At 74.0% G+C, this 18,294-nt stretch carries 19 protein-coding genes; 7 read left to right on the top strand and 12 right to left on the bottom strand.

Going from position 1 to position 18,294, the window contains the following annotated elements; translation table 11 throughout:
• The first annotated feature begins 4 nt into the window (after positions 1 to 4).
• The 3 genes from ACWDYF_RS26340 to ACWDYF_RS26330 are packed head-to-tail and all read left to right on the top strand — an operon-like array spanning position 5 to position 2,086.
• Positions 5 to 631 (top strand): glycerol-3-phosphate responsive antiterminator, encoded by a 627-nt coding sequence (locus ACWDYF_RS26340; protein ID WP_018566561.1) that lies wholly within the window; start codon positions 5 to 7, stop codon positions 629 to 631.
• Positions 632 to 638: 7 nt separating this feature from the next.
• Entirely contained in the window at positions 639 to 941 is a 303-nt protein-coding gene (locus ACWDYF_RS26335) for a putative quinol monooxygenase (RefSeq protein ID WP_381744764.1), read from the top strand.
• Complete coding sequence (locus tag ACWDYF_RS26330) at positions 938 to 2,086, top strand: zinc-binding dehydrogenase (RefSeq protein ID WP_389471466.1); 1,149 nt, start codon at positions 938 to 940, stop codon at positions 2,084 to 2,086. Before ACWDYF_RS26335 ends, ACWDYF_RS26330 begins: the two co-directional genes overlap by 4 nt.
• Before the next feature lie 39 nt (positions 2,087 to 2,125).
• Here ACWDYF_RS26330 and ACWDYF_RS26325 read toward each other — a convergent pair whose 3' ends face one another.
• Positions 2,126 to 3,328, bottom strand: a complete 1,203-nt coding sequence (locus ACWDYF_RS26325) for a cysteine desulfurase-like protein (RefSeq protein ID WP_389471463.1) — start codon at positions 3,326 to 3,328, stop codon at positions 2,126 to 2,128.
• A gap of 243 nt (positions 3,329 to 3,571) precedes the next feature.
• Between ACWDYF_RS26325 and ACWDYF_RS26320 the strand changes: the two genes are divergently transcribed.
• The 3 genes from ACWDYF_RS26320 to ACWDYF_RS26310 all read left to right on the top strand — a co-directional run bounded on the left by ACWDYF_RS26320 (position 3,572) and on the right by ACWDYF_RS26310 (position 6,586).
• Positions 3,572 to 5,056, top strand: coding sequence for an NCS1 family nucleobase:cation symporter-1 (locus tag ACWDYF_RS26320; protein ID WP_381744767.1), 1,485 nt, complete (start codon positions 3,572 to 3,574; stop codon positions 5,054 to 5,056).
• A gap of 26 nt (positions 5,057 to 5,082) precedes the next feature.
• Positions 5,083 to 5,808, top strand: a complete 726-nt coding sequence (locus tag ACWDYF_RS26315) for an aspartate/glutamate racemase family protein (protein ID WP_389471460.1) — start codon at positions 5,083 to 5,085, stop codon at positions 5,806 to 5,808.
• 118 nt (positions 5,809 to 5,926) lie between these two features.
• A complete protein-coding gene (locus ACWDYF_RS26310) occupies positions 5,927 to 6,586 on the top strand; it encodes a GntR family transcriptional regulator (RefSeq protein ID WP_037895136.1) in 660 nt (219 codons plus the stop codon).
• Between the two features lie 25 nt (positions 6,587 to 6,611).
• Here ACWDYF_RS26310 and ACWDYF_RS26305 read toward each other — a convergent pair whose 3' ends face one another.
• From ACWDYF_RS26305 to ACWDYF_RS26265, 9 genes are all read right to left on the bottom strand, one after another.
• The gene (locus ACWDYF_RS26305) at positions 6,612 to 7,490 is read right to left on the bottom strand and encodes an urease accessory protein UreD (RefSeq protein ID WP_018566568.1); all 879 of its coding nucleotides are present in this window, start codon (positions 7,488 to 7,490) and stop codon (positions 6,612 to 6,614) included.
• Positions 7,491 to 7,549: 59 nt separating this feature from the next.
• Positions 7,550 to 8,254, bottom strand: coding sequence for an urease accessory protein UreG (gene ureG, locus ACWDYF_RS26300; RefSeq protein ID WP_381744769.1), 705 nt, complete (start codon positions 8,252 to 8,254; stop codon positions 7,550 to 7,552).
• 44 nt (positions 8,255 to 8,298) lie between these two features.
• A complete protein-coding gene (locus ACWDYF_RS26295) occupies positions 8,299 to 8,985 on the bottom strand; it encodes an urease accessory protein UreF (RefSeq protein ID WP_389471539.1) in 687 nt (228 codons plus the stop codon).
• Positions 8,986 to 9,092: 107 nt separating this feature from the next.
• A complete protein-coding gene (gene ureC / locus ACWDYF_RS26290; protein ID WP_389471453.1) occupies positions 9,093 to 10,817 on the bottom strand; it encodes an urease subunit alpha in 1,725 nt (574 codons plus the stop codon).
• Positions 10,817 to 11,233, bottom strand: coding sequence for an urease subunit beta (locus ACWDYF_RS26285; RefSeq protein WP_381744771.1), 417 nt, complete (start codon positions 11,231 to 11,233; stop codon positions 10,817 to 10,819). The genes ureC and ACWDYF_RS26285 overlap by 1 nt, the downstream gene beginning before the upstream one ends.
• Before the next feature lie 39 nt (positions 11,234 to 11,272).
• Entirely contained in the window at positions 11,273 to 11,578 is a 306-nt protein-coding gene (locus ACWDYF_RS26280; protein WP_018566573.1) for an urease subunit gamma, read from the bottom strand.
• Between the two features lie 4 nt (positions 11,579 to 11,582).
• Positions 11,583 to 12,470 carry an urea transporter gene (locus ACWDYF_RS26275; RefSeq protein WP_389471447.1) on the bottom strand — a complete coding sequence of 296 codons (888 nt, stop codon included), beginning with the start codon at positions 12,468 to 12,470 and terminating at the stop codon, positions 11,583 to 11,585.
• A 430-nt stretch (positions 12,471 to 12,900) separates the two neighbouring features.
• Positions 12,901 to 14,319: a sulfatase family protein gene (locus ACWDYF_RS26270; RefSeq protein ID WP_389471444.1), complete on the bottom strand. Its 1,419-nt coding sequence runs from the start codon at positions 14,317 to 14,319 to the stop codon at positions 12,901 to 12,903.
• A gap of 192 nt (positions 14,320 to 14,511) precedes the next feature.
• A complete protein-coding gene (locus ACWDYF_RS26265; protein ID WP_381744774.1) occupies positions 14,512 to 14,607 on the bottom strand; it encodes a putative leader peptide in 96 nt (31 codons plus the stop codon).
• 98 nt (positions 14,608 to 14,705) lie between these two features.
• Between ACWDYF_RS26265 and ACWDYF_RS26260 the strand changes: the two genes are divergently transcribed.
• Positions 14,706 to 15,302: an HDIG domain-containing metalloprotein gene (locus ACWDYF_RS26260; protein ID WP_389471441.1), complete on the top strand. Its 597-nt coding sequence runs from the start codon at positions 14,706 to 14,708 to the stop codon at positions 15,300 to 15,302.
• A gap of 43 nt (positions 15,303 to 15,345) precedes the next feature.
• On the opposite strand, the gene ACWDYF_RS26255 is transcribed toward ACWDYF_RS26260, so the two are convergent.
• Together ACWDYF_RS26255 and ACWDYF_RS26250 are read right to left on the bottom strand one after the other, a co-directional pair.
• Positions 15,346 to 16,293, bottom strand: coding sequence for a DUF4232 domain-containing protein (locus ACWDYF_RS26255; RefSeq protein ID WP_389471438.1), 948 nt, complete (start codon positions 16,291 to 16,293; stop codon positions 15,346 to 15,348).
• Positions 16,294 to 16,416: 123 nt separating this feature from the next.
• A complete protein-coding gene (locus ACWDYF_RS26250) occupies positions 16,417 to 18,207 on the bottom strand; it encodes a serine/threonine-protein kinase (protein ID WP_389471435.1) in 1,791 nt (596 codons plus the stop codon).
• Between the last annotated feature and the right edge of the window lie 87 nt (positions 18,208 to 18,294).

The following is an 18,294-nucleotide window of genomic DNA, read 5'->3' as shown; positions in this document are numbered from 1 at the left end:
CGCCATGAACCCCGCCGCCCGGCCCAGCGCCGCCCTCGACCCGCGCCTCGCCCGCGCCTTCGCCGACGTGCCCGTCGTCGCGTCCGTCGTGGGCGGCAAACCCCTGCGGGACTTCCTGACGGCCCCCGTCAGGGTGTGCATCCTCGCCTCCTTCGCGGTCGGCGAACTGCCCAAGGTCGTGGGGGCGCTGGGCCGGGCCCAGCGGATCGTGTTCGTCAACGTGGACAGCAGCCCGGGACTGGCCCAGGACCGCGGCGCGCTGGAGTTCCTCAAGGAACTCGGCGCGCACGGCGTGGTCAGCACCCGGCTCAACCTCATCGAGAAGGGCCGCCCGCTCGGGCTGCTGACCATGATGAAGGTCTTCGTCACCGACCGCTCCAACCTGCGCCGCAGCCTGGACGCCGTCGCGCACGGCGGCCCCGACCTGGTCGAGATCATGCCCGCGCCGATCACCGGCCGGATGAGCCAGGAGGCCCGGCGCGCCCTGTCGCCGTCCGTCGCCGCCGGTTTCGTCGAGACCGCCGAGGACGTGGCCCTCGCCCTCTCCCTCGGCTCGGTCGCCGCCGCCACCTCCGACCCCCGCCTGTGGCATCTGCGCCGCGACCACCTCCCACCCGCACCCCAGGAGTAGTCCCACCGTGAGCTTCACCGTCATCGCCCGCTACCGCTGCCTGCCCGGCCGCCAGGACACCGTGCTCGGCCTCCTGGACCGGATGGCGGCGGCCTCCCGCGCCGAACCCGGCTGCCTCGGCTACCGCGTCCACCAGGGCACCGAGGACCCCCGCGCGCTCGCCCTGTACGAGGAGTACGCCACCGAGGCGGACTTCACCGCCCACTGCGCCACGGCGCACTTCCAGGACATCGTCCTCGCCCAGGTGGTGCCCCTGCTGGAGAGCCGCGACGTGCTGCGCTGCGCGCCCCGCCCGGAGGTGAGCGCGTGAAGACCCGCGCCGCCGTCCTGCGCGAGGTCTCCCGCCGCCGCCCCTACGGCGCGACCCGCCCCGTCGAGATCGAGGAACTGGACCTCGGCGCCCCGCGCGCGGGCGAGGTCAGGGTGCGCACGGCCGCCGCCTCGCTGTGCCACTCGGACCTGTCCGTCGTCAACGGCGACCGGGTCCGGCCGCTGCCCATGGCCCTGGGCCACGAGGCGGTCGGCGTGGTCGAGGAGACCGGCCCCGGAGTCGACCGGCTCGCCCCCGGCGACCATGTGGCGCTCGTCTTCGTGCCGAGCTGCGGCTACTGCGCGCGGTGCACCGAGGGCCGGCCCGCCCTGTGCGACCGGGCCGCCGCCGCCAACGGCTCCGGCGCCCTGCTGCACGGCCCGTCCCTGCTCACCGACGCCTCCGGCGAGCGGGTCCACCACCACCTCGGCGTCTCCGCGTTCGCCGAACACGCCGTGGTCGCGCAGGAGTCGGTGGTCCCGATCCCCGCCGACGTGCCGTTCGCCGTGGCCTCGCTGTTCGGCTGCGCCGTCCTCACCGGCGCCGGGGCCGCCATCAACACCGCGCGCCTGGGCCCCGGCCGCTCCGCCGTGGTGTACGGGCTCGGCGGGGTCGGCCTGTCGGCCGTGCTCGGGGCCCGCGCCGCGGGCGCGAGCCCGATCGTCGCCGTCGACCCGGTGCCCGCCAAACGCGACCTCGCGCTCCGCCTCGGCGCCACCCACGCCTTCGCCCCCGACGAGGCGCTGGAGGCGGTGCGCGACCTGACCGGCGGGGGAGCGGAGGTGGCCGTCGAGGCGGTCGGCAGCCCGCAGGTGATGGCGGCCTGCCTGGACGCGGTGGGCCGCGGCGGAACGGTCGTCCCGGTCGGCCTCCCGGCGCCCGGCCGGTCCCTCGAAGTGCCCGCGCTGGCCTTCGCGGGCGAGGGCAAGAGCATCGTCGGCTCCTACATGGGCGACGCCGTGCCGCGCCGCGACATCCCCCGCTTCCTCGGCCTGTGGCGCAGCGGCCTGATGCCGGTGGAGCACCTGCACACCGGCACCCTGCCGCTGGACGGCCTCAACACGGCCCTGGAGGAACTCGCCTCGGGCCGCGCGGTGCGCCAGGTCGTCGACACCTCGGGACTGCTGTCCGCGACCGCGCCCTGACCCCGCCGGGTCCGCCGCGCACCGGCCCGTCTCCGCCCGTCACCGGGGGAGGCGGGCCAGTGCCGTCAGCAGCCGGTCGACGTCCTCGGCGCTGCTGTACGGCGCGAGTCCCACCCGTACGCCGCCCCCGTCGCCCAGGCCGAGGTGCCGCGACGCCTCCAGCGCGTAGAAGGACCCGGCGGGCGCGTCCACGCCGTGCCCGGCCAGATGCGCGGACACCTCGGCCGGGCGCAGGCCCGCCACGGTGAACAGCAGCGTCGGGGTGCGGTGCGCCGCGCGCGAGTGGACGGTGATCCCGCCGAGGTCCGCGAGCCCCCGTTCGATCCGCTCCCGCAGCACGGACTCGTGGGCCTCCAGCGCGGCGAAGGAGGCGGCCAGACGCGCCCGGCGGCCGCCGCGCGCAGCGCCGTCCAGACCGGCGAGGAAGTCCACGGCGGCAGCGGCCCCGGCCAGCAACTCATAGGGCAGCGTGCCCAGTTCGAAGCGCTCGGGCACGGCGTCACTGGACGGCAGCAGCTTGTCGGGCCGCAGCCCCTCCAGGAACTCGGGCCGGGCCGCGAGCACCCCCAGATGCGGCCCGAGGAACTTGTACGGCGAGCACACCAGGGTGTCCGCGCCCAGCGCGGCGAGGTCCACCGCCGCGTGCGCGGCGTGGTGCACCGCGTCCACGTGCACCAGCGCCCCGGCCTCGTGCGCCAGCGCGGCGACGGCCGGGACGTCGGGGCGGGTGCCGATGAGGTTGGACGCCGCGGTGAGCGCGACGAGCCGGGTGCGCGGGGAGAGCACCGCCGCCACCCGCCCGGGGTCCAGTTCGCCGGTGTCCGCGTCGAAGTCCGCGCACCGCACCGCCGCCCCGGCCGCCTCGGCCGCCTGGATCCAGGGCCGGATGTTGGAGTCGTGGTCCAGGCGCGTCACCACCACCTCGTCGCCCGGCGCCCATGTCCGGGCGAGCGTGCGGGACAGGTCGTAGGTCAGCTGGGTGGCGCTGCGGCCGAAGACCACGCCCCGCGGGTCGGCGCCGAGCAGATCGGCCAGCGCGCCGCGCGCCCGCGCGACGATGCCGTCCGCGTTGCGCTCGCCCTCGGTGGTGCGGCCCCGGTTGGCCAGCGGACGGGACAGGGCCTCGGCGACGGCGTCGATGACCGGCTGCGGTGTCTGGGTGCCGCCGGGCGCGTCGAAACGCGCCGAGCCGGACTTCAGGGCGGGGATCCGCGCGCGGACCGCGTCGACGTCGAGGGCCATGGGAACTCCTGGTGGGCGCGGGCGGCTCCGGGCGGCGTCGGCTGACGCGGCGCTCCCATGATCGCAGCCAGGACCGCTCCAGGGCAGGGGCAGGCACCGCGAAAAATGGTATTCCATTTTTCGGCCCCGGCTCTTGACGGTGCTCTGTGGCGCTCATTACGTTCTGGTCCACCCGGAAGCACTCTTCCGTTCTGTGGAAATCACGCACCCCCTCGTCCCTCCCCCCGATCCCAGGAGTCCTGCATGACTGCCCTGGAAGACCGGTCGTCCGTACACAGCGGCACCATGGCCACCAGCTCCGCCCTCTACACCCACGACCTCGCCCCCACGAAGCGGGAAGGGCGCCGCTGGGGCGCCTACAACGTCTTCACGCTGTGGGCCAACGACGTGCACAGCCTGGGAAATTACGCCTTCGCCCTCGGCCTGTTCGCCCTCGGTCTGAACGTGTGGGGCATCCTGGCCGCCTTCGCGCTCGCCTCCGTCCTGCTCTTCCTCCTGCTGACCCTCTCCGGCTTCATGGGCCAGCGGACCGGAGTGCCCTTCCCCGTCATGAGCCGGATCGCCTTCGGCGTCAGGGGCGCGAAGATACCGGCCGCCGTCCGCGGGGTCGTCGCCATCACCTGGTTTGGTATCCAGACCTATCTCGCCTCGTCCGTCCTGAGCATCCTCCTGGTCGCGCTCATCCCCTCGCTGGGCCGCCTGGACACCAACTCCCTGCTCGGCCAGTCCACCCTGGGCTGGATCACCTTCCTGGCGCTGTGGGCGCTACAGGTGCTCATCGTCAGCTACGGCATGCGGACGATCCGCCGCTACATGGCCTTCGCCGCGCCCACCACCCTGCTCACCATGTGCGCCCTCGCGGTGTGGATGTTCGTCCGCGCGGGCGGCTCCGTCTCCCTCGACGACGGCGCCCCGCTCACCGGCGGCGCCATGTGGCTCCAGGTCTTCCGGGCCGCCGCCCTGTGGGTGGTCGTCTACGGCACGTTCGTCCTCAACTTCTGCGACTTCACCCGCTCCGCGCGCAGCCGCGCCGCCATCGTCCGCGGCAACATCGTCGGCATCCCCGTGAACATGCTCTTCTTCGCCTGCATCGTGGCCGTCCTCAGCGGAGCCCAGTTCACACTGGACGGCCGCGTCATCACCAGCCCCACGGACATCGTCCGCACCGTCCCCCATATGTTCCTGCTGGTCCTGGCCTCGCTCGCCCTGATCGCCCTCACCGTGGCGGTCAACCTGCTGGCCAACTTCGTGGCGCCCATCTACGCCCTGGTCGACCTGTTCCCCCGCAGGCTCGACTTCCGGCGGGCCGGCCTGGTCAGCGCCGTCCTCGGCCTGGTGATCACGCCCTGGAACCTGTACGACAGCCCGGTCGTCGTCAACTACTTCCTCGGCGGCCTCGGCGCACTCCTCGGCCCGCTGTTCGGCGTGATCATGGCCGACTACTGGCTGCTGCGGAAGACGCGGGTGAACGTGCCCGCGCTCTACACCGAGGACCCGGACGCCGACTACCACTACCGCCGCGGCTACAACCCGCGCGCCGTCGCCGCGTTCCTGCCGAGCGCCGCCGCGGCCGTCACCGTCGCCCTGGTGCCGTACTTCCACGCCCTGGCCGGCTTCTCCTGGTTCGTCGGCGCCCTCCTCGCCGCCCTGCTCCACACGGCCGTCGCCGACCGCTCCGCACCCGTCCGCGACCTCGACGGCGAGGCCATCGCCGTCGCCGCGGAATAGCCCGACCGAACAGAAGGCCCCCTGCCATGCGCATCCTCGTGGTCAACGTCAACACCACCCGGTCCGTCACCGACGCCATCGGCGCGCAGGCCGCCGAAGCGGCCGGTCCGGGCACCGAGATCGTCCCGCTGACCCCCGCCTTCGGCGCGGAGTCCGTCGAGGGCAACTACGAGAGCTACCTCGCCGCCGTCGCCGTCATGGAGACCGTGCGCGCCCACCCCGGCCCCTACGACGCGGTCATCCAGGCCGGATACGGCGAGCACGGCCGCGAGGGACTCCAGGAACTGCTGGACGTCCCCGTCGTCGACATCACCGAGGCCGCGGCGAGCACCGCCCGGTTCCTGGGCCGCCGCTACTCCGTCGTCACCACCCTCGACCGCACGGTCCCGCTGATCGAGGAACGTCTCGACGTGGCCGGACTGAGCGCCCGCTGCGCCTCCGTACGCGCCACCGGCCTGCCCGTGCTCGACCTCGAACGCGACCCGCGCGCCGCCGCCGACGCCATCACCGAACAGGCCCTGCGCGCGGTGACGGACGACCGCGCCGAGGTGATCTGCCTGGGCTGCGGAGGCATGGCCGGCCTCGCCGGGCAGGTCGCCGAGCGGACCGGGGTCCCGGTCGTCGACGGGGTGAGCGCCGCCGTGACGATCGCCGAGTCACTGGTCCGGCTCGGCCTCACCACCTCCAAGGTGCGCACCTACGCCCCGCCGCGGCCCAAGCGGCTCGCCAACTGGCCCCCGCGCACGGCCTGATCCCGCTGGCCGCGGCGCCCGGAGCCGCCGCGGCCCCGGGGTATCCTGACGGGCCGCCCCGCCGCGCGTCCGCACAGACCCGGCCGGTGCCGCGGCGAACGGCGGACGAAGGACGAAGATGACGGAGCCAGGGGACTTCATGCCCGAGTCCGAACGGGTGACCCGGCAGTTGCGCGACGAGATCCTCGACGGGGTACGGGGCCCCGGCAGCCGTCTGGTGGAGCGCGAACTGGCCGAGGCGCTCGGCGTGAGCCGGCTCCCGGTGCGCGAGGCGCTGAAGACCCTGGTGTCCGAGGGCCTGGTGACCCCGCGCCCGCGCACCTGGGCGGTGGTGCGCGAGTTCACCGCCAGCGACGTCGCCGATCTCGACGAGGTCCGCTCGGCCCTGGAGACCCTGGCCTTCCGGCTCGCCGCCCAGCGCCACACCCGCGACGGTCTGCGGCGGCTGCGCGCCGACCTGGACGCCGAGCTGGAGGCGGCCCGCGCCGGTGACGCGGTCCGGGCCCGCCGGTCGGCGGCCGACTTCCACCAGACCGTCACCGCCCTGGCCGCCAACGAACTGCTGAACGAACTCGACCGCGTCCTCAGCAGCCGCATGCGGTGGTTCCGCGGCCGCCACGACGACCTGCTGGGGGTGGCCCGGGAACACGAGGCCCTGTACCAGGCGATCGCGGCCCGCGACGTCGCCCGCGTCGAGGCCCTCGTCCTGCACCACCTGGCCACCGGCCGCACCGCGGCCCTCGGCCACCGCGCCCACGACACCCGCGGCGACGCCTGAACGGCCGCGCCGCCGGACCCCCGGGTCAGGTCTTGCGCAGGTCGGGGGCCGGGACGCCGATCAGCAGGCGGCGTACCGCGTCCCAGGCCCCGCGCAGGGCGCGGGCCACCTCGGGCGGGTCGCTGCCCATGATCCGGACCCACGCCCCGCAGTCCTCGGGCAGCACGCTCACGCCGAAGGCGGGCCCGGCGCCGCGCAGGGCCTCGTGCAGGGTGTCGGCGACCTCGGCCGCGGGGGCGAGCGGGGTCAGCACATGCAGGGTGGCCATCAGGTCATGACCGCCGAAGACCGCGGGGCCGGTCACCGCGCCCGCCGCGCCCGGATCCAGGCGTACGGTGTCCACCACCAGCGGTTCGCCGTCCGGGCGGGTGATCTCCAGATCGCTGAAGAGCAGCCGGTAGGCGTGCCGTTCACCGCGGGCCAGCCGGCCGGCCGCGACCGTCTCGCCCAGCAGCACGGTGGCCGTCGGATCGGCGGTCACCAGGGTCTGCTGGTAGAAGCGGGCGTCCCGGTAGGGGATCAGCGGGTCGGGCAGGTACTCGACGTAGCTCTCCGCCCCGGCGGTCAAATGGACGACCTGGGTGGCGTGGTCGAACTCCGTCCGGTGCAGCTTGGTGGCCGCCTGCGTCGTCAGGTGCACGGCGGTGCCCGCTCCGCAGTCGATGTCGATGCGGTTGCGGTCGGCCTGCACGATGCCGCCCCCGGTGGACATCAGATAGGTCACCGGCATGTCCGGCCGCAGCGGGTCCACGTACAGCGGCCGCATGATCTGCAACGGCGACTTCTGGTAGCGGTCCACGAGTTCGGTGCGGTCGCCGACCCGGGCGTAGCGCAGTTCGAGCAGGCCGACCTTGCCGGGGCGCCCGGCGGCCAGGGTGTCCGGCGCGCCGGTCAGCTCGCGCATCCGGGCCGGCACCCGCCGGGGTTCGTAGTGGGCGGGGTCCAGCCGCGCGGGCGCCCCCCTCACGCGGACGCCGCCGGGGCGCCGGCCGGGCGGGCGGCCTCGTGGGCGAGCACGAAGTCGGCGATGGTGTCCAGGCCGTCGCCGGTCAGGGAGTTGGTGAGCACCACGGGCCGGCCCTGGCGTACCGCGTAGGCGTCCGACTCCATCTGCGCCAGGTCGCAGCGCACGTACTGGGCGATGTCGACCTTGTTGATGACGAGGAGTTCGCACTCGGTGATGCCCGGACCGCGCTTGCGGGGCATCTTGTCGCCCTCGGCGGTGTCCAGCACGAACAGGAACAGGTCGACGAGGGCCGGGCTGAAGGTGAGCGTCAGGTTGTCGCCGCCGCTCTCGAAGAGCAGCGTGTCCACCTCCGGGTGGCGTTCCAGGATCTCGTCGGCGGCGGCCTGGTTCATCGTCGGGTCGTCCCGGACGGCGGTGTGCGGGCAGGCGCCCGTCTCGACGCCGACGATGCGGTCCGCGGCGAGGATCCCGTCCAGGGTGCGCCGTACGTGCGCGGCGTCCTCGGAGGTGTAGATGTCGTTGGTGATCACGGCCGGGGTGCGGCCGCGTCCGATCAGCACCGGGACCAGCGCCTCGATCAGCGCGGTCTTGCCGGAGCCGACCGGCCCGGCGACACCCACGCGCAGCACACCGTCGGGGGTGCGCCGGACGAGGTCGTCGTCGTGGTGGTGGGAGCCCTTGACCTGGGTGGGGTCGTGCATGGTGATCCTTGTCGGACGTAGGGACGGGGGAGGGGGGAGGGCGCTCAGCTCGCGAACAGCCGTGCCTCGGCGCGTTCGTGACGGCCCGCCATGACGTCGGCCACCGGGACGCAGCCGCCGAGGTCGGCGAGCTCGCGGTCCAGGGCCGCCGCCACGGTCTCCTCGATCACCGGGGCGGCGCCGTGCAGCACCACCTGCGCCCGCCGGTGGTCGGTGAGCCGGAGCCGCAGCGCGGCCCCGGTGAAACTGGCCGCGAAGGCGAACAGCTCGCAGGTGACGGCCTGTTCGACGGTGAGACCGTTGCCCGCGTGGACGACACCGGCGACCACCGGCTGGCAGCCGCGCACCGCGCCGTCCCGGTACAGCTCCCGGTAGCGCTCGATCGGGGCCGTGCCGTAGACCTCCGCGGCCAGGTCGAGCAGCTGCCGCCCGGTGCGCACCGCGGCCTGCCGCGCCTCCCGGCCCAGCTTGGTGGCGTGCAGCCGCCGTTCCACGGCCACCACCTCGTCCCAGTCGCCCGCGCTGGCCGCGCGATGGGTGAGGGCGAGCGCGGTGGCGTCGGACGGGCCCACGCTGTGGCGGAGCAGGTCCGCGAGGAGCGCGGGCAGGGTGCGCGGGGTGACCGCGCGCGCCTGCTGGAAGCCCTCCAGGCCGTGCGAGAGGGTGTAATAGCCGCTGGGGAAGGCCGAGTCGGTGAGCTGGAGCCCGGTCAGCAGCGCCGGGATCGGCATCGGGTCGTTCACGCCGGGTGTCCGTTCCTGCCGGTGGCCGTCGGTCGCCGTCCGGCCGCGGGGGTCCGCGGGACGCCGGGCGCCCCGCGGACCGTCATGGGGTGGGGTCAGACGATGTAGAAGAGCTGGTTGAGCGGAAGGCGCTCGGCCGGCTCGATGGTGGCGGGTTCGCCGTCCACGGTGACCTTGTACGTCTCCGGGTCGACGTCGATGCGCGGCAGCGCGTCGTTGCGGACCATGTGCTGCTTGCCGACGGTGCGGCAGCGCTGCACCGGCTCGATCCGCCGCTGGAGCCCCAGCTCGCCGGGGACACCGGCGGCGATGGACGCCTGCGACATGAAGGTGACCGAGGTGCGCGACCTGGCCCGGCCGTAGCTGCCGAACATGGGCCGGTAGTACACCGGTTGGGGCGTGGGCAGGGAGGCGTTCGGGTCGCCCATCAGCGCCCAGTTCACCATGCCGCCCTTGATGACCAGCTTGGGCTTGGCGCCGAAGGAGTTGATCGGCCAGAGCACGATGTCGGCGAGCTTGCCGGGCTCCAGCGAGCCGATCACATCGGACGCGCCCACCGCGATCGCCGGGTTGATGGTGAGCTTCGCCAGATAGCGCAGCACCCGCGCGTTGTCGTTGCGCGAGCTGTCCTCGGCCAGCGCGCCGCGCATCTCCTTGCAGTGGTGCGCCGTCTGGAAGGCACGGGCGAAGGACTCGCCGACCCGGCCCATGGCCTGGGAGTCGGAGGAGAAGATGCTGATCACGCCGAGGTCGTGCAGCACCGTCTCCGCGGCGATGGTCTCCGCGCGCACCCGGCTGTCGGCGAAGGACACGTCCTCGGGGATGTCCCGGGACAGGTGGTGGCAGACCATCACCATGTCCAGCAGCTCGTCCACCGAGTTGATGGTGTACGGCAGCGTCGGGTTGGTGGACGCCGGCAGCACGTTGGGCTCACCGGACACCCGCATGATGTCCGGGGCGTGGCCGCCGCCCGCGCCCTCGGTGTGGAAGGTGTGGATGGTCCGGCCGTCGATCGCGGACAGGGTGTCCTCGAAGAAACCGCCCTCGTTGAGGGTGTCGGTGTGGACGGCCATCTGCACGTCGTACTCGTCGGCGACGCGCAGCGCGGTGTCGATGGTGGCCGGGGTGGCGCCCCAGTCCTCGTGCACCTTGAGCCCGGCCACGCCCGCCTCGACCTGCTCGCGCAGCGCCTCGGGCAGGCTGCCGTTGCCCTTGCCGAGCAGACCCACGTTGACCGGCAGGTCCTCGACGGCCTCCAGCATGCGGTGGATGTTCCACGGGCCGGGGGTGCAGGTGGTGCCGTTGCTGCCGTCGGTGGGGCCGGTGCCGCCGCCGAAGAAGGTGGTGATGCCGTTGGACAGGCCCTCCTGGGCCTGCTGCGGGGAGATGAAGTGGATGTGGGTGTCGATGCCGCCGGCCGTGGCGATCAGATGCTCGCCGGAGATGACCTCGGTGCCGGGGCCGATCACCAGTTTGGGGTCGACGCCGTTCTGCACATGCGGGTTGCCGGCCTTGCCGACCCCGACGATCAGACCGCCGCGGACGCCGATGTCGCCCTTGACGACACCCAGCACGGGGTCGAGCACCACGACGTTGGTGATCACCAGGTCGAGGGCGCCCTCGCGGTTGAGCGCGGCCGGGTCCTGGGCCATGCCGTCGCGGATGGCCTTGCCGCCGCCGTAGACGGCCTCGTCGCCGTAGGAACCGGCGTTGTGGTCGTACTCGACCTCGACGACCAGATTGGTGTCGGCCAGGTGGAACCGGTCGCCCACGGTGGGGCCGAACAGGTCCGTGTACTGCTTGCGCGGGATGATCGCCATCAGCGGTCGGCCCCCTCGTTCTCGGTGTCGGTGACGCGGTCGGTGCCGTCGGCGGCGAATCCCCGCTCGGTGGCGCGGCGCACGGCGGCGCGCCGGGTGTCGGCGGCGTTGAGACCGCCGTTGACCAGGGCGGCGAAGCCGACGAGCCGCCGGGTGCCGCCGAAGGCGACCAGCTCGACCTCGCGGGTGTCCCCGGGCTCGAAGCGCACGGCGGTGCCGGACGGGATGTCCAGGTGCATGCCGTAGGCGGCCTCGCGGTCGAACCGCAGGGCGCGGTTCACCTCGAAGAAGTGGTAGTGCGAGCCGATCTGCACGGCGCGGTCGCCGGTGTTGGCGACGGTCAGACTGGCCTTCGCCCTACCGGGGTTGATCTCCACGGGGTCGTCCCCGTAGAGGTAGTGGGCTCCACCCGACATCGTTGTCTCCTAGTTCCAGGCGGTGAATCAGGCGGGGTCTCAGGCGCTGATGGGGTCGTGGCAGGTGACGAGCTTGGTCCCGTCCACGAACGCCGTCTCGACCTGGAGGACGGTGAGCATCTCGCGCACCCCGGGCATGACGTCGTCGGCGGTGACGACCTTGCGGCCCAGCTCCATGCACTCGGCCACGGTGTGCCCGTCGCGGGCGGCCTCCAGGACGGCCTCGGTGATCAGCGCGGCGGCCTCGCTGTAGTTGAGCTTGGTGCCCCGGGCCCGGCGGCGGCGGGCCAGGTCGGCCACCACGTAGACGTGGAGCTTGTCGATTTCGCGCGGTGCGAGGTTCATGGCGTCACTTCGCTTTCTCCAACGAGATGCCGGGCCGGTCCAGGGCTGGAACGGCCGCGAGGAAGAGCCAGGTCGTCACGACGAACGGCCAGGTGAAGGGGGATCCGCCGGACGGCTGGGCGAACGCCTGCCAGGCGGCGGTGAAGGGCACCGAGGCCACGGCGGCGAGCGCGGCGTACCCGGCGGTCCACGGGGTGAGGGGCAGGAAGGTGGCGGCCAGGGCTATCGCCACCAGGACCGCGTTGTAGCCGTACAGACCGGCCTCGATCCGGTCGGCGGGCAGGCCCATGGCACAGGCGGTGAGGACCGCGACGACGCTGCCGCAGACCGCGGCGACGGCGGCGGTGCGGGAGGCGACGAGCAGCCCCGCGAGCAGGATCAGGCCCGCGTACCACTGGTCGAGCAGGAAGATCTGCGCGATGCCGTCGCAGCAGGCCCGGCCGAACTCCGCGGCGGACAGGGCGGTGAAGCCGTCCGCGGCGACCGGCGGCGCGGCGGCGGCCGGTGCCGTGGGCAGGGCGATCGCCAGCACCCCGGCGACCAGGCAGAAGGGGGCGGTCAGCGCGGGCAGCCCGATCCGGCCGAGCAGCCGCCCGGCCGCGGCGCCGATCACCGCGCACACCGCGGCGGCCAGCACGGCGAGCACGGCGGTCCGCCACGAGGCGCCGAGCCGGACGACGACCGCGATGCCGGTGAGGCAACCGCAGTAGCCCTCAAGGCCCTTGGCCAGCCCGCCCCGGTCGGCGCCCAGGACCGTGGCGGCCGCGGTGGACGACACCACGCCGAGCAGCCCGTAACAGCCGACGTGCCAGCCGCCCGCGAACAGCGCGAGCGCGAACAGCAGTCCGGTCCAGGCACTGGGGCTGAGGGCGACCTGCGCGATGCCCCGCAAGTGGGTCCGTCCCAGCCGCCCCACACCGGCGGGAACCCAGCCTCCGGACTGTCCACCCCGCCCTCCAGCAGGCATGCCTTCTCCTCGTCAGGGAACATCTCGGGGCACCAACGAACGCTGACGCACGACGAGAAGCTGCGTGATCAACAACTTGTTGAAGGCTACGCCTGGACCTGACGGGGGAATTTCACCAGCACGATGTGACAGCGCGGTTACGTTTGGAGATCGCCGCTGTTGAACGGGGGTCGGAACGGCGGCCGCCGGGACAGAACTTGATCATGGATTCGAAACCTTGGCACGTCCTTGGGGGTTTCCGGAAGAAAAACCGACCAAAGCGTGAAGGGTGGGCGCGCCGTGTGGGGCGGGTGGTGCGCGCGGCGGGCGGTGCGCCGGGAGGACCCGGCCCGCGCACCGCCCGCCGACTCGCCGCTCAGGCCGCCGGATAGGGCAGCAGCGTGCTGTCGATCCGCTCCCAGGCGGACCTCAGCCCGGCGAGCAGCGCCGGCCGGTCCGCGGCGAGGTCGGCCTGTTCGCGGGCGTCCGCGACGAGGTCGTACAGATGGTCCCGGCCGTTCGCGTCCCGGTAGTACTTCCAACGGCCGCGCCGCAGCGCCCGGTTGCCGCGCACCCGCCAGAACAGATCGCGCTCGGGCAGGTCCTCGCCGCGCAGCAGATGTCCGGCGAGGCTGTGCCCGTCCAGCGGGTACGCCGGGTCCGGGCGGGCACCGCCCAGCTCCAGCAGGGTGGCCGTCCAGTCGGGGGAGTACACCGGCTCGTGGCTGACCTGCCGGGCGTCGACGGCGGCCGGCCAGCGCAGCACGGTCGGCACCCGGATACCGCCCTCCAGCAGCTGCGACTTGCCGCCGCTGAGCGGCCACTGGTACGAGAAGCGCTCGCCGCCGTTGTCGCTGGCGAAGACGACGACCGTGTTCTCCTCCTGCCCCGAGCGGCGCAGCGCGGCGAGCACCCGGCCGACCGCGGCGTCCAGGTCCTCCACCATCTGCCGGTACTTCTCCACCGAGCCGCCGTCGCTGTGCACAAGAGCGCCGAGCACGTCGCCCGCGCGGATCCGCCCCGCGATCCGGGCCGCCGTCTCCTCGTCCCCCTCGGTCAGCCAAGGCCAGTGCGGAGTGGTGAAGTTGAGGTTCAGCAGCCAGGGCCTGCCGTGCCGGCGCGCCACGTACTCGGTGGCCCGCTCGGTCAGCACGGTGGTGTAGTAGCGCAGGTCCTGGTAGGTGGCGTCGCCCTCGTACAGGTCGTAGTCGCCGAGCTGGCCCAGCTTGGAGAAGTACTCCAGCGCGCCGCCGAAGTTGCCGAAGAACTCGTCCCAGCCCGACTTGGTGGGGCTGTGGTCGGGCAGCCAGCCGCAGTGCCACTTGCCGATCAGCGCGGTGGCGTACCCGGCCTTCTTCAGCAGCGACGCCACAGTGGGGTGGTCCGGGTCCAGGCCCTGTGTCCGGTCGCCGATGGGCTCGGCCAGACCGCCCCGGGTACGGCCCGGGTAGCGGCCGGTGTAGAGGCTGAACCGGGTGGGCGAGCAGGTCGCCGAACCGGCGTACGCGTCGGTGAAGCGCACTCCCTGGGCGGCCAGCCGGTCCAGGTTCGGTGTCCGGATGTGCGGGGCTCCGTAGGAGGAGAGGTCCGCCCAGCCCAGGTCGTCGCCGAGGATGAACAGGAAGTTGGGGCGCCCGCCGGGCCGGGCGCCCCGGCGGGCTCTGAAGGGCCGTTCGTCCCGGTCCTGGGCGGGCGCCGTCGCCGCGTCGGCGGCCGGGGCGGCGACGGCGCCGACCGCGCCGCCGCCCACCAGGCCGCCGAAGGCGCGGCGGGAGATGTTCGAAGTGTCGGGCATGCGGGATCCTTGTCCGGGCGCTCCCGGGGGCGGGGCGCGCATCAGTGGAGGGAGCGCCGCCGCGTACGGCGCACGGCACGCCCGGCCCTGCGGACCCGGGCGCGCGGGGCGCGCGGCGACGGCGTACGAAGACGCTCCCCGGAACCGGGAAGCGGGATCACTGCGAGGAGAGGGCCGAGGGCCCTTGAGGGCTCAGCGACAGATCGCGCTGGACTGACGGCACAGATCGACGTGCCGCCGCTCCACGAGCGCGGCGCACGCACCTCGGCGATCAGCGGGCGGCCTCATGCCGAGCGAGGCTGCCAGCGCACCCGTCGGCCCGTCAAGAAGGGTCCGGATAGCGGGAATCGGCCGGGCCGCGCCCGCACACCACCTAGGCTCACGTCGTGGCCCTCCCCGGAGCGGAAGAGATCCGCGCGCTGCACCTGCGGCACGCACCGACGCAGGAGGCGTTCGACCTCGTGCACACGCACTGCGTGATCGTGCGGCACATCACCCGCGAACTGCTCGCCCGCGCCCCGGTGCGCGCCGACACCGAACTGGCGCCGGCCGGTGCGCTCCTGCACGACATCGGCGTCTACCGGCTCTACGGCCCCGACGGCACCCTGGACGGCGCGGACTACGTCCGGCACGGCGTGCTGGGACACGAACTGCTGCGCGAGGAAGGGCTGCCGGAGGAACTGTGCCGTTTCTGCTCCCACCACACCGGCGTCGGCCTCACCGCGCACGACGTCCGCGCCCAGCGGCTCCCGCTGCCGCCCGGGGACTACCTCGCGGAGACCATGGAGGAGCGGGCGGTGATGTACGCGGACAAGTTCCACAGCAAGACCGCGCCGCCGGTCTTCCTGACGGCGGCGGCCTACGCGCGCCACGTCGTCCGGTTCGGCGCGGACAAGGTCCGCTCCTTCGACCGGCTGCGCGCGGAGTTCGGCGAGCCCGATGTGCGGGCGCTCGCCGCGCGCTTCGGACACGCCGTGCGGTGAGGCCCGCGGCGGCCGTGGCGGAGCGGCCCCGGGGAGGGGCGGCTCACCCGGTGGCCGCCGGGCCGCGGGTGGCGGGCCGGTCGGGTGTCGCGTCCTTCTGCCAGGCGCCGGTGCCGAGCTTCCCCGTGGTGCCGAGGTCCAGTTCGGGGGTCACGGTCACGGGGGCGGCGCCGGGCCCGGCGACCACCCGCACATAGGGCGCGTCGACGGGATCGCTCTCCAGGCCCGTGGTGTTGCGCCAGACCAGCGTGGCACGCGCGCTCTCCCCGGGCGCCAGCACCAGGGGCGTGGGCTCGCCGTCGGCGCCGGTCCCGGTGGCGATCGCGGCGCCGCCGTGCAGGACGCGCACACCGTCGACCGGCCGGTGCCGCTGGTCGAACAGCCGTAGCTGCGGATAGCCGTCGAGCCGGTAGGCGCGCGTCCCGCAGTTCGCCAGATGCAGGCCGACGACGCGCAGCCCCATGGCGGCGTCGCCCCGGTCGGCGTAGACACGTACCCCGGACGGCGGGCAGGGGCCTGTTTCGGACGGCGCCTCGGCGGTGGGGACGCTCCTCACCTTGATGACCCGTACCTGCGCCACGCCGTCCGAGCCCGGCGGCAGCACACCGGGGTCCACCGTGCGCCGCACGGTACGGCCGGGCGCGACCGGTGTCACCGTCTGCACCGCGCTCACCTGGGCCGTCGCGGAGTTGGTGAGCAACTGGTAGGTGATCGTGTAGGTGAGGGTCTGCCGCGTGTCGTTGGTGACCTCGAACGCCGGGCAGCCGTTCTCGATCACGGTCCTCACCCGGTCCGTCGCCGTGTAGTCGGGGTTCGCGCCGGTGCCGGGGGTGCCGGGAGTTCCGGACGGGGCGGGTACGGCGCAGGCGGCGGAGGGCCGGCCGGGCGCGGCGCCGGGCCCTCGGGCGGCGGACTGCTCCGTGCCGCAGGCCGTGAGCAGCAGTCCGCCGGTGGCGAGGGCGGCGGGGAGGACGAGGAGAGCGCGGCGCATGGGCCAAGTCGATCATCCGCGCCGCCCCGGGGCTGTGACGCACGGCACGTTTGCCCGTCACGGAGCTGTCACGACGTCAGGGAACGGGCGGCTCCGGTTCCCGGCTCCGTCCCGCCGGGCGCCTCAGTCCTTGTCGTTGGGCATCGTCCGGGTGACCCGGCCGCGGGCGGTCGCTTCGAGATAGCCGCTCTCGTGGTACTTGTTGCTCAGATAGACGGCCATGCCGAGCGGGGTGTCCCATGTCGGGTTCGGGGCCCGTACGTCGACGTAACGGCTCGACACCTCCTTCACGTTCAGGACCTGGTCCGCACGCTTCAGGAGCGCGGGGACGGCGTCCCAGTCGAGGTCGTCGATGTCGAACGGACTCTCCAACGGGGTCACCGTGCCGCTGATGATGCCCTTGCGCGCGCCCTCGCCGGGGCGGTAGGTCCAGTTGTCGTAGCGGGTCTTGCTGCCCGCGACCATCACACTGGCCGACGCGTGGTCGGAGTAGACGACGAAGGAACTCATCCGGTCCGTGCCCGTCGCGGTCTTGAGCGCCTGCACGGCGGAGCGGATGCCGGCCGGGGTCAGCAGGTCGGTGTCCTCGGTCCGCGCGGACGGCGCCGCCCCGGTGCCGCTCGCCGTGGACGACGCGGACGGACCCGGCGTGGACCTGCCCGAGGCGGCCGGGCCGCTGCCGCGGTCGCCCGCGTCGGCGGAGTCGCCGTCCGGGAGGAACGTCCACAGCAGGGTGACGGCGAGCGCGGTCACGGTGACGGAGGCACCGAGCGCGAACCAGCGCCGCCTGCCGGGCCAGGACGCCCCGGAAGAGTGACGCGGGTCGCGACCGTCCGGCACCGGCCGCCCGGGGTCACCGCCGGGCACCGGCCGTCCGGGGACGGCGTCCTGGACGGAGGCGGAGGCGGAGGCGGTCGTCGCGCCGGGTCCCCCGGCCACGGGCGGAGCCAGAGGGTACGAGGTGACGGTGGACCCCGCCCCCGCACCCGCACCCGCGGCGGGACCGGGTGTCCCGGCGGGCGCGCCGCCTGCCGCGGGACCGGGCCCGGACGGGGCACCGGCGGCGGGCGGCCCGTCCTCGGCCGCTTCGGCGAGCAGCGCGTCGACCGCCGCCGGGCCGGGGCGCGCGGCGGGATCCTTGACCAGCACGGAGGTCAGCAACGGGGTGAGCACACCGGCCCGCTCGGGCGGCGGGAGCGGTTCGCTGAGCACGGCCGCCAGGGTGGCGAGCGTCGACGCCCGGCGCAGCGGGTGACGGCCCTCCACGGCGACGTACAGCATCATCGCCAGCGACCACAGGTCCGCGCCGGGGCCGCCCTCGCCGCCGGAGACCCGCTCGGGTGCCATGTAGTCGGGGGTGCCGATCACCGAGCCGGTCGCGGTGAGCGCGGTCGCCTCGCGGACGGCCGCGATGCCGAAGTCGGTGAGGACCGGGCGCCCGTCCGGCCGCAGCAGTACGTTGGCGGGCTTGACGTCGCGGTGCTCGACGCCCGCCTCGTGGGCGGCGCGCAGCGCGGCGAGGACGTCGCGGCCCAGACGCGCCGCCTCCCGCGGCTCCATCGGGCCCCGGGCGAGGCGGTCGGCGAGCGAGCCGCCGGTCACCAGCTCCATCACGAGCCAGGGGTAGGTGCCCTCGCCCGCGTCGACCACGTGGTGGATGGTGACGACGTTCGGGTGGTCGACGCGGGCGAGGGCGCGGGCCTCGCGCAGGACCCGGGCGCGCAGCAGGGCCGCAGCCTCGGGGTCGTACTCCGCGAGCGTCGGGTCGGGCGGCCGTACCTCCTTGAGCGCCACGACCCGGTCGAGCACCAGGTCGCGCGCCCGCCAGACCGTGCCCATGCCTCCGCCGCCGAGCCGCGCCTCCAGCTCGAAGCGGCCGTCGATGACCCGCCGCACGGAACCCCCCTCGCTCATGGACCCGAGCCTACGAGACACCTGTGACAGCGCCGCCACCGGCCCGCCCGCCGGGACCCGCCCCACGCGGCCGGGCCGCCCCCCACC

It is taken from the genome of Streptomyces sp. NPDC003284 (assembly GCF_053589675.1).
The sequence above is the reverse complement of the archived record's forward strand: the minus strand, read 5'-3'. Positions and strand labels throughout refer to the sequence as shown.